Source organism: Corallococcus sp. CA041A (assembly GCF_003612075.1).
Classification (GTDB): Bacteria; Myxococcota; Myxococcia; order Myxococcales; family Myxococcaceae; genus Corallococcus; species Corallococcus exiguus.
On record NZ_RAWF01000323.1, the window covers coordinates 1 to 10,253 of the forward strand.

Below are 10,253 nucleotides of genomic sequence, written 5' to 3' on the forward strand. Positions count from 1 at the left end.
GAGATCTACACGCGTAAGATCGTCGGCAGCGTCAGATGTGTAATAAGAGACAGCCAGGCCGGTGTCTCCACCCGGTTCTGATTCTTCACCCCTGCACACTGAAGGAGTTCGCATGTTCCTCATTCCCTTCCGTCCCGGCTTCCTGGGCCGCGCCTGCGCGGCGCTGCTCATCGCGGGTCTGGGCACCGCATGCGGTGACGACCTCCAGCCCACGCCAGGCCCTGACGAGGACGAGAACCCCGTCGTCACGCCGCAGGACGGCGCGAACCTGAAGCACCACGACAACGGCGACGGCTCGTTCACCTCCGTCGTCGACGCGACCAACGCGGAAGCGTGGGTGGGCATGGATCTGGACACGGGCAAGCAGGTGAGCGCGACCGAGGACGCGGTCTGGGACCTGGCCTTCCAGCGCTACACGGTGAAGGCGCGCGGCGGCGTCAGCGGCACGGGCAATGTGCAGGTGGCCATCGTGCCGGGCACGACGTTCGTGGCGCTCACCCAGGCGCCCGCGTCCGGCTACATGACGGACGCGGCGGACGGCCCGGACACCGGCGACAGCCCGGACACCGTCTTCAACCTGGGGGACGGCTGGTACGTCTACGACCTGCCGACCCATACGCTCACGCCGCGCGACCAGCTCTATGTCGTGCGCTCGGATTCCGGGACGTACTTCAAGGTGCAGGTGCAGTCGTACTACGACGCCGCCGGCACGCCCGCGATGATGAAGCTGCTCTGGGCGCAGGTGGCCGCGCCGGCCGGGGGGCAGCCGTGATGGGCCGCACGGGGGAGGGGAGCCCGCTTGCCGCGCTGCGGGAGCGCTGGGTGGCCCTGCGTGAGTCCGAGCCGCGCATGCGCATCCGCGACGCGGCGGACAAGCTTGGCGTGAGCGAGGCGGAGTTGCTCGCCACCGGCTTGAACGGCGAGCTGGTGCGGCTGGAACCACGCCTGGACGTGCTGCTGCCCCGCCTGGAGTCGCTGGGCCGGGTGATGGCGCTCACGCGCAACGCGTCCGCGGTGCACGAGAAGAAGGGCATCTACCGCAAGGTGGAGCTGCACGGCGCCCGGGCGCTGGTGCTGGACGAGGACATCGACCTGCGGCTGTTCCTGTCGCGCTGGTGCTTCGTCTTCGCGCTGCGCGAGGACCTCTCCGGTACGGTGCGCCGCAGCTTCCAGGTGTTCGACGCCGCCGGCACGGCGGTGCACAAAATCTACCTCCAGGACGACGCGAACGTCGCCGCCTTCGAGGGGCTGGTGCGCGAGCTCCAGCACGAGGACCAGCGCCACGTGCTGGACGTGGTGCCGGTGTCTCCTCCCGCCGAGCCCCGGCCGGACTCGGAGATCGACGCGCTGGGGCTCAAGGCCGGCTGGCGCGCGCTCCAGGACACGCACGAGTTCTTCGCGCTGCTCGGCAAGTTCAAGGTGGCGCGCACGCAGGCGCTGCGGCTTGCCGGGACGGAGTTCGCGAAGCCGGTGACGCCGGACTCGCTGGGCTGGACGCTGGAGCGCGCCGCGGCGAGCGAGCTGCCCATCATGGTGTTCGTGGGCAACCCGGGCGCGATTCAAATCCACACCGGCCCGGTGCGCACGGTGCGGCCCATGGGCCCGTGGATGAACGTGATGGACCCGGGCTTCAACCTGCACGTCCGCGCGGACCACGTCCACACCGCCTGGGTGGTGCGCAAGCCCACGCGTGACGGCGACGTCACCTCGCTGGAGCTGTTCGACAAGGCGGGCGAGAACATCGCGCTGCTGTTCGGCAAGCGGAAGCCGGGCGAGTTGGAGTCCCCGGCGTGGCGGACGCTGATGGAGGAACTGGTCCGGACGCTGCCCGCGGTGGAGGTGGCGTCATGAGGCGGACGGCCTCGAAGTGGGGCCTCGCCACGGCCCTGTTCGCGCTGGTGGCGCACGCGGCGCCTCCCGCCCCCAAGCCCGCACCGGCGCCGAAGCTCATCACCATTGGACCGGCCATCACGCAGACGGTGTTCGCGCTGGGCGCGGGCGACCGGGTGGTGGGCGTGGACGACTCCAGCGCGGCGTTGCCGGAGGCGTCGAAGGTGCGCACGGTGGGCTACCAGCGCGCGCTGTCCGCGGAAGGCGTGCTGTCGCTGGGCGCGGGCCTGCTGCTGGGCTCCGCGGAGGCCGGGCCTCCGCCGGTGCTGGAGCAACTCAAGCAGGCGGGCATGAAGGTGGAGACGTTCGCCAACGAGCCCACGGTGGAGGGCGCACGCGCTCGCATCCAGGGCATCGCGGAGCGGCTGGGCACGCCGGAGCAGGGCAAGGCGCTGGTGGCGAAGCTGGACGCGGACCTGAAGAAGGCGGCGGACCGCGCGACGCAGGTGAAGGGCACGAAGCCGCCGCGCATCCTCGCCATCTACGCGCGCGGCGCGGGCACGATGATGGTGGCGGGCTCGGGCACCGTGGCGGACACGCTCATCCGCCTGACGGGCGGGATGAACGCGGCGGACTCGCTGCCGGGCTACAAGCCGCTGGGCGCGGAGGCCGTGGTGGCGGCGGCGCCGGAGTTCGTGCTGCTGCCCGCGAGCTCGGTGCCGTCCGTGGGCGGAGCGGAGGGGCTGGCGAAGCTGCCCGGTCTGTCGCAGGTGAAGGGCTGGAAGCTCGTCACCGTGGAGGACGTGGACTTCATGGGCCTGGGACCCAACCTGGGCCAGGCGGTGGCCCGCGTGCAGGACGCGCTGGCCCCGGCTTCGGCTCCGGCCCAGGCTCCGGCGAAGGGCGGCGGCAAATGAGCGCGTCGGAGGCCATGCCCGTGCCCGCTTCGCGTCCGGTGCCTTCGCGGCTGCCGGGCGCGGGGCCGTGGGTGACGCTGGGACTGCTGCTGGCGTTGATGGTCCTGGTGTCGTTGGCGGTGGGCTCCATGACGGTGCCGCCGTCCGCCATCCTCGGAAGTCTCTGGGAGGCGCTGGGCCTGGGCGACGCCTCCCGCCGGATGGACTCCATGCAGCGCGCGGTGCTGTTCACCTTGCGCCTGCCGCGCGTGCTGATGGCCGTGATGGTGGGCGGGGTGCTGGCGACGACGGGCGCCGCGCTCCAGGCACTCTTCCGCAATCCGCTGGTGGAGCCCGGCCTTCTGGGCACCTCCAGCGGAGCGGCGCTGGGCGCGGTGCTGGCCATCGTGCTGGACGTGACGCTGGCCGCGCACGTGGGGCCCTTGCGGATGCTGGTGGTGCCGGGGGCGGCCTTCCTGGGCGCGTTGGCGGCGACGGTGCTCGCCCTGCGGCTGGGCACGGGAGGCGGGCGTACGGACACGCCGCGCGTGCTGCTGGCGGGCGTGGCGGTGAGCGCGGGCGCGTTCGCGGGCATGGGCCTGCTCACGCACGCCGCGTCGGACGCGCAGCTGCGCACCATCACCTTCTGGAGCCTGGGCAGCCTGGGCGGCGCGTCGTGGGAGACCGTGGGCGCCGCGGCGATTCCGCTGGTCGTGACGCTGGGGTTGCTCTTGAGCGAGGCCCGGGCGCTCAACCTGATGCTCCTGGGCGAGCGTGAGGCGTGGCACCTGGGCGTGGACGTGGAGCGGCTCAAGCGAAAGCTCATCCTCGCCGCCGCGCTGGGCGTGGGAGCCGCGGTGTCGTTCTGCGGGATGATTGGCTTCGTGGGCCTGCTGGTGCCGGCGCTGCTGCGCATCGCGCTCGGTCCGGACCACCGCAGGCTGCTGGCCGCATCCGCGCTGTCGGGGGCTTCGCTGCTGCTCGCGGCGGATCTGCTCGCGCGGACGCTGTCCTCCCCATCGGAGCTGCCGGTGGGCGCGCTCACGTCGGTGCTGGGCGTGCCCGCCTTCATCGGGCTGCTCGCGCGCAAGGGGGCGGCATGAGCCTGGAAGCTCGCGGCATCGAGGTGTGGCGCGGGCGGGGCAGGGTGGCCGGTCCACTGTCGCTGGAGGTCCAGCCCGGCGAGGTGTTGGCCGTGGTGGGCCCCAACGGCGCGGGCAAGTCGTCCCTGGTCGCGGCGCTATCAGGCGAGCTGCGCTGCAAGACGGGCGACGTGTACCTGGAGGGCCGCGCGCTGCACCAGTGGCCCTACCTGGAGCGCGCACAGCGGCTGGGCGTGCTGCCGCAGGAGTCTTCACTGGGCTTCGGCTTCACCTCGCTGGAAGTGGCGGCCCTGGGCCGCAGCCCGCATGCCCGGCGTGGCGGTGACGCGTCCGACCTGGACATCGCCCGCGCGGCGCTGGATGCCACGGACACGCAGCACCTGGCCTCGCGCGCGTACACGACGCTCTCCGGTGGCGAGCGGCAACGCGTGCAACTGGCCCGCGTGCTGGCCCAGCTGTGGACGCCGCCCGCGCACGGCCACCGCTACCTGCTGCTGGACGAGCCGACGGCGAGCCTGGACCTGTCCCACCAGCACCTGGTGCTGGAGCGTGCCCGCGCCTTCGCGCAGGACGGCGGCGCGGTGCTCGCGGTGTTGCATGACCTGAACCTGGCCGCGCGGTACGCGGACCGCATCGCGGTGTTGGACCAGGGCCGGTGCGTGGAGACGGGCACGCCTTCGGGCGTGCTGACGCCCGGCCTCATCGCGGGCACCTTCGGGTTGCAGGTGGAGGTGGTGTCGCGGCCGGACCTGCCCGGACCGCTGGTGATTCCCCTGGGCCGCGCACCCGCGCCGCCCTGACACACGGCCTTCCTCCCGCGAGGAGGGTGTCCACGCGCGAGAACGCCCCTCCAAGGCCACGCGTCGGACCCTCCTCGCGGAAGGACGTTGTGCCCTTCACACGCGGGCCACGCGCTCCCGCGTCGCGCGCCTTGGACGCGCCTGGGCCGGCTCCGGACGCAGGTAGCCGACCGCGAGCGCGGCGATTTCATCCACGAACGCATCGTCCTCCACGTAGTCCGGCCGGTCCGTCAGCGCCGTGTGGCACAGCGCCTCCACGGTGTTCACCAGGATGAAGACCGCCATGTCCAGGTTCCGGGGGCGCAGGTCCTCGAAGCGGGGCGCGAGGAACGCACGCACCAGCCGGTGCAGCCGCTGCGAGTACGCATCCGACAGGCCCCACTGCCGCATCCGCGGCATCAGCTCGTGAAGCACCTGCTGCAGGCGAGGGTTCTCCCGCTTCACCGCGAGCACCTGCCGGATGATGGCGCGCATCGCCACCGGAAGCGGCTGCCCGGCGAGCGGCACCAGCCCGGACTCGAAGTCCGCCAGTGACCGCGCGCGGTGCTGCTCCATCAGCGCCGTCACCAGCCCCTCCTTGCTGGGAAAGTATTGGTAGAGCGAGCCCACGCTCACCCCCGCCTCCTGGGCGATGCGGTTGGTGCTCGCGGCCTCGTAGCCGTCCCTGAGCAGAACGCGAGCAGTCGCGGTGAGGATGGCGTCAACCGTGGCCTGCGCCCGCTCCTGGCGGGGCGCTCTGCGACGGGAGGGAGGGGGACGGCGGGGCATGAGGCCTCCTCAAGGGAATGTGAGCACCACGCGAGTTGAGAACGTGAGCGACCGCTCACATTCTAACCCCATGCAAACGACCTCGTCCCAGTCCCCTGTTCGTTCGTCTGTCTCGCCGTCCGCCCCGAGGGGCAAGGCCTTCCCCTACGCAGGCCACCGCGCGCTCGTGACGGGCGCGTCGTCCGGGCTGGGGGTGGAGTTCGCCCGCGAGCTGGCGGCGCGAGGGATGGATCTCATATTGGTGGCCCGCTCCGGGGACCGGATGCGCGCTCTGGCGGCGGAGCTGACGGAGGCCCACCACATCCAGGTGGAGGTCATCGCGTTGGACCTGGGCCGCGAGGGCGCGGGCCGCGAGCTGTACGCGCGCTGCCAGGAGAAGGGCCTGCGGGTGGACCTGCTGGTGAACAACGCGGGCTTCGGCACGCACGGGGCCTTCGACGCGGCGCCGTTCGCGCGGCAGCACGAGCAGGTGATGCTCAACGTCACGTCACTGGCGGACACCAGCCACCTGTTCCTGCCGGACATGCTCGCGCGCGGCGTGGGCGGCATCCTCAACGTGGCGTCCATCGCGGGCTTCCAGCCGGTGCCGTACATGGCCATCTACGCGGCCAGCAAGGCGTTCGTGCTGTCCTTCACGGAGGCGCTGTCGGAGGAGACGCGAGAGCGAGGTGTGCGTGTGCTCGCGCTGTGCCCAGGCCCCGTGAAGACGGCCTTCTTCGAGGTGGTGGGCACCCAGCAGGCCGCGGTCGGTCCCATGGCGACGGCGGAGGAGGTGGTGCTGCACGCCCTCAAGGCCCTGGACCAGGGCCGGGCGTCGGTGGTGCCGGGGTGGCGCAACTGGATGCAAGCGAACCTGACGCGCTTCACGCCGCGCTGGCTGGGCCTGCGCGTGGCGGCCGGGATGATGCGGCCTCCGGAGACGGTGGGCACGGGCACCGCGCGGCTCACGCCGTAGCGGCGTGCCCCAGGCTCAGGATGCCGGACGCCGTTTCAGCACTGGCGGCGTGGGCGAGTCCAGGGCCGCGGCGAGCTGCGCGTCGGTGAGCTGGAAGAATGCCTCGCTGCGCGGGGCCCACCCGCCAGTGAAGACGAACGAAGCCCTCCAGCTCCGAAGGACTGATGCCACCACGAAAGGCCACCACTGCCGGGTCGAGCCACTGCGCCGTGTCGATGGCGCCCTCAGCCGTCGCGAACTCCAGACCCCGTCCTTCCAGCGCCCGGACGTGCAGCGACTTGCACAGGGGTTGGCACGGCCTGAAGTTCTCCGCGAGGAGCACAGCGCCGCCCACCGGGCACGCTTTCCGGAAACCTGTCCGACTGTCGGACAGGGATGCGCCGCATGAAGCCCCACCTCGATGGTGGGCCGCGGTCGTGGCCGTACGCGGACACGAAGGTGGGGCACGGGCAGAGGCCCCTGCCCGGGGTCGGTTACCTCAAGACCTGTCCGACAGTCGGACAGGGATGCGCCGCATGAAGCCCCACCTCGATGGTGGGCCGCGGTCGTGGCCGTACGCGGACGCGAACGTGGGCACGGACAGATGCCCCGCCCGGGGCCGGTTGCCTCAAAACCTGTCCGACAGTCGGACAGGTTTTTGCCGCATGCGGCCCGCGAACTTGTCCGACAGTAGGACAGGTTTTTCTCCGACCGGGCCCGGAGGGTGCCCCCCTGTCTGGCAATGAGAAGGGTGGGCCCGCACGTCCATGTCAGACCCCTGTGGTTGGATGGCGATGCTGTGACGAGGAGGGGGAATGGGGATGGAACGGCGAGGACTCGTGGCCTATGTGGAGGCGCAAATCGAGCGCGATATCGCGCTGGGGCGGCTGCACCCGAGCGGGCAATTCGGCTCCGAAGCGAAGCTGGCGCGCCGCTATGAGGTGTGTCGGGGCACCATCCGCGAGGCGCTGCGGCGGCTGGCGGCACGGGGGCTGGTGTTTCAGCGTCCCGGACGCAAGACGCGAGCGGTGCCGCTGGATGAGTCGCTGACGCTGGAGAACCTGGGGCTGGCGCTACATGACGCGAGCAACCCGGATGCCCGGTGGCTTCTGGAGGGCTACTTCAGCCTCAGGCGGCAGGTGCTGGTGGAGCTTCTGGCCGACTGCTGCGCGAGGGCCTCGGACCTCGACTTGGACCGGCTGGGGAGCACGTGCTACCAGCTCCAGGACGCGGCGCACTGGGAGTCGGGGGAAACCTGCGCGCGGGCGGAATTCGAGTTGCTTCGGCATGCGGCGCGGGTGGCGGCGCGTCCGGGGCACGTGCTCCTCGTTCAATCCCTGCAGAGGGCATTTCTGGGAGGAGCCGCCCAACTGCTGCCGCTCATGGGCGGAGCGGCGCTGCGTGAGTGGGCCTTCCGCGCGATGGCGATTCTGAACGAGCGCGACGTGCAGGCACTTCAGCATGAGCTGCCAGCGCTGCTGAAGGCGCGCGATGAGCGCGTGCTGAATGCCTTCGCTCCTGCTCCTCAGGGGCGCTCATCCTCTCAGGACAACCGCGCCCAGGAGGAAATCCCCCCTGCCCCTGCATCAGCCACCGCGCAGGTCAATGCAGTGGAAGCACGCCCCGGCGTGGAGGAGCGTGTCCTTGACTGTCCCACCCCAGCAGTCGAGAGCAGTGAGGGGCTCGTCCAGGAACACGGCTTCCGCGTGGAGCAAACCAGCGGGCCGCTACGGTCTCCAGCATCCATCTGGCTCGTACCCTGTGAGCCAGATGGGGCGTGTGACGGGGATTCGGTGAGCGCGGCCGTGGGCGACGTGTCCTGCTGTCGGACAGGTTCTGCCGCCTTGGGAGTGGAGGAGCAACTCGTGCCCAGGGGCTCTCGCGGTTTCTCTCAGGGGGCGGGGCACACGGACGCGGGTCCGCTTCACGGCGGCCGGGTCCCCCTGGGCTGGTGGGCTGCTCGCCTCTGGCGATTCATTGCCATGACCCTGGGCCTGCCTGCTTCGTGAGTGGCGACAGCCCCTGCGTCCTCTGTTGTTCCTGCGGCGACTTGCGTCTGGCTAGCTGCTCAAGGAACCGCCTTCGTGGAGGCGGGCGCGAAGGCCTCTCGCAGCACCTTCGCCTCCAGCGAACGGTAGATGTTGGCGTGGAGCAGGTCGGGATGGGGTTCGTACTTCCACTTCAGTCCCGTGGGCGCGTTCGCGCGGAACGCTTCGGCCAGGCGTCCGGCTTCGGCCGCGACGTCGTCGCCGGCGGACGCCATGTAGAGCGTGGCCTTCAGGCCCGGCCTTGCCTTGAGCTGGTCGCCGGCCTTGCGCACCCATTCCTCGTTGTTCCACCAGAGGCTGGGGCTCAGCGCGATGGATGTGCCGAACATCCCGGGCTGGAGGAAGAACGTCTCCATGATGAACAGCCCCGCGAGCGACTCGCCGATGATGGCCGTCTCGTCGGTGACGCGGTACTTGCGGCGGACGTGGGGCATCAGCTCGTCGCGCAGGAAGGCGCGGAACGCCGCGGAGCCACCCACGCGTGGGGCGATCTCCTTGTCCTCCGCGACCTGCGTGGGGCCGGTCATGTCCCGGCGCCGTTCGGTGTTCTCGATGCCTACCAGGATGACGGGCCGCATCTCCCCAGCGCGGACGGCGGAGTCCACCGTGGTGGCGACGTGCGGGAAGTCCTCCTGTTCGCCGCCGTCGGGCATGTAGAGGACGGGGTAGCGCACGCCCTTCGCCGAGTCATAGCCGGGCGGCGTGTAGACGTTGATGCGCCGCGGTTCCCGGAGCTTCTTCGACGGCAGCGTGAATGTCGCGTGCGGAGGCATCGGCTCCGTTTCAGCGGCATGGGCCACGCCGCTGACAAGGACGACGGCGAGCAGGAACAGACGGACACACCGCATGGGCTGCCACCTCTGGAAGGGATGAATGCTCGGGTGCTTCAGCGCCGGGACGGCGAACGGGACGACGAGGACGAGGACTTCGCCTTGGGCACGCGCCGGGCGACGAAGAGGGTGTGCCGCGGCCCCTTGGTGCCGTGCGCCGTGGGGTGGAGGAGGTTGACGGTGAAGCCCACCTCTTCCAGCAGCTTCACGTACGCGGGCGAGGGCCCGGCGCTCCACACCACCAGCGTTCCGTTGGAGCGCAGGGAGTTGAAGGCGTGCGACACGCCGGTGAGGTCGTAGAGGCTGTCGTTGTCCGGGTGGGTCAGGGCCTTCGGGCCGTTGTCCACGTCGAGCAGGATGGCGTCGAAGGCGCCCTGCTGCCTGCGCATCACCTTGCCCACGTCACCCTCCACCACGGTGACTCGCGGGTCCTCCAGCGGCGCGTTCGCCAGCGACGCGAGCACACCCCGGTTCCACTCCACGACCGGGGACATCAGCTCCGCGACAACGATGCGGGCACCCGGTCCCAGGCGGTCGAGCACCGCGCGGACCGTGAATCCGAAGCCCAGCCCGCCCACGAGCACCCGGGCGGGCGCGTCCGCCGCGAAGTTCGCGCAGCCGGCGTCGGCCATGGCCATCTCCGAGCCATGCTGGCGGCTGGACATCAACGTCTGGCCGCGCACGCGCAGCACGTACTCTTCGTCCCGCTTGGCGAGCACGACCTCGCCCACGTCCGGCAACTGCGCTCGCTCCACTGTTTCCCAGGGCTTCATGCCAGCGCTCTTCGCGCGACCGGGCCTCCGGGTCAAGTCGCAGCCTTGACACCCCGGGACGTGCCTGCGAAATGCGGACGACCGCCCCCACCCCATGGAACGCAACGGACGACAGGCGTGGCCCCCGGAGCTCTCCGAGCCCTTGCGCGAGGTGGACCGCCTGCGCCGGGGAGGCCGCTACACGTCGGCGCTGGCGCTGGCGCGGACACTGGCGGAGGCGCATCCGACGCAGGTGCGGGTGCTGGTGGAGGTGGGGCTGACGCTGGGGGTG

10 protein-coding genes are annotated in these 10,253 nt (G+C 71.0%); 7 read left to right on the plus strand and 3 right to left on the minus strand.

Annotation, left to right across the window (positions count from 1 at the left end; genetic code table 11):
• Nucleotides 1–112: 112 nt before the first annotated feature.
• From D7V77_RS36850 to D7V77_RS36870, 5 genes are read left to right on the plus strand one after another with little or no spacing between them, the layout of a single operon-like run.
• The gene (locus D7V77_RS36850) at nucleotides 113–772 is read left to right on the plus strand and encodes an HmuY family protein (protein WP_120580935.1); all 660 of its coding nucleotides are present in this window, start codon (nucleotides 113–115) and stop codon (nucleotides 770–772) included.
• A complete protein-coding gene (locus D7V77_RS36855) occupies nucleotides 772–1,851 on the plus strand; it encodes a hemin-degrading factor (protein ID WP_120580936.1) in 1,080 nt (359 codons plus the stop codon). The genes D7V77_RS36850 and D7V77_RS36855 overlap by 1 nt, the downstream gene beginning before the upstream one ends.
• The gene (locus tag D7V77_RS36860) at nucleotides 1,848–2,747 is read left to right on the plus strand and encodes a hemin ABC transporter substrate-binding protein (protein ID WP_120580937.1); all 900 of its coding nucleotides are present in this window, start codon (nucleotides 1,848–1,850) and stop codon (nucleotides 2,745–2,747) included. Before D7V77_RS36855 ends, D7V77_RS36860 begins: the two co-directional genes overlap by 4 nt.
• Nucleotides 2,744–3,829, plus strand: a complete 1,086-nt coding sequence (locus tag D7V77_RS36865) for an iron ABC transporter permease (protein ID WP_120580938.1) — start codon at nucleotides 2,744–2,746, stop codon at nucleotides 3,827–3,829. The genes D7V77_RS36860 and D7V77_RS36865 overlap by 4 nt, the downstream gene beginning before the upstream one ends.
• Nucleotides 3,826–4,629, plus strand: a complete 804-nt coding sequence (locus tag D7V77_RS36870; RefSeq protein ID WP_120580939.1) for a heme ABC transporter ATP-binding protein — start codon at nucleotides 3,826–3,828, stop codon at nucleotides 4,627–4,629. The genes D7V77_RS36865 and D7V77_RS36870 overlap by 4 nt, the downstream gene beginning before the upstream one ends.
• Before the next feature lie 96 nt (nucleotides 4,630–4,725).
• Here the strand turns inward: D7V77_RS36870 and D7V77_RS36875 are convergent, their stop codons facing one another.
• Nucleotides 4,726–5,397, minus strand: coding sequence for a TetR/AcrR family transcriptional regulator (locus tag D7V77_RS36875; protein WP_120580940.1), 672 nt, complete (start codon nucleotides 5,395–5,397; stop codon nucleotides 4,726–4,728).
• A gap of 70 nt (nucleotides 5,398–5,467) precedes the next feature.
• Here D7V77_RS36875 and D7V77_RS36880 point away from each other — a divergent pair, with 70 nt between their 5' ends.
• Nucleotides 5,468–6,352, plus strand: coding sequence for an SDR family oxidoreductase (locus tag D7V77_RS36880; protein ID WP_120580941.1), 885 nt, complete (start codon nucleotides 5,468–5,470; stop codon nucleotides 6,350–6,352).
• Between the two features lie 794 nt (nucleotides 6,353–7,146).
• Nucleotides 7,147–8,340 carry a FadR/GntR family transcriptional regulator gene (locus D7V77_RS36885; protein ID WP_120580942.1) on the plus strand — a complete coding sequence of 398 codons (1,194 nt, stop codon included), beginning with the start codon at nucleotides 7,147–7,149 and terminating at the stop codon, nucleotides 8,338–8,340.
• 59 nt (nucleotides 8,341–8,399) lie between these two features.
• Here the strand turns inward: D7V77_RS36885 and D7V77_RS36890 are convergent, their stop codons facing one another.
• Both D7V77_RS36890 and D7V77_RS36895 read right to left on the minus strand, forming a co-directional pair.
• Nucleotides 8,400–9,227: an alpha/beta hydrolase gene (locus D7V77_RS36890; RefSeq protein ID WP_120580943.1), complete on the minus strand. Its 828-nt coding sequence runs from the start codon at nucleotides 9,225–9,227 to the stop codon at nucleotides 8,400–8,402.
• Between the two features lie 38 nt (nucleotides 9,228–9,265).
• Nucleotides 9,266–9,982, minus strand: a complete 717-nt coding sequence (locus D7V77_RS36895) for a hypothetical protein (RefSeq protein ID WP_120580944.1) — start codon at nucleotides 9,980–9,982, stop codon at nucleotides 9,266–9,268.
• Between the last annotated feature and the right edge of the window lie 271 nt (nucleotides 9,983–10,253).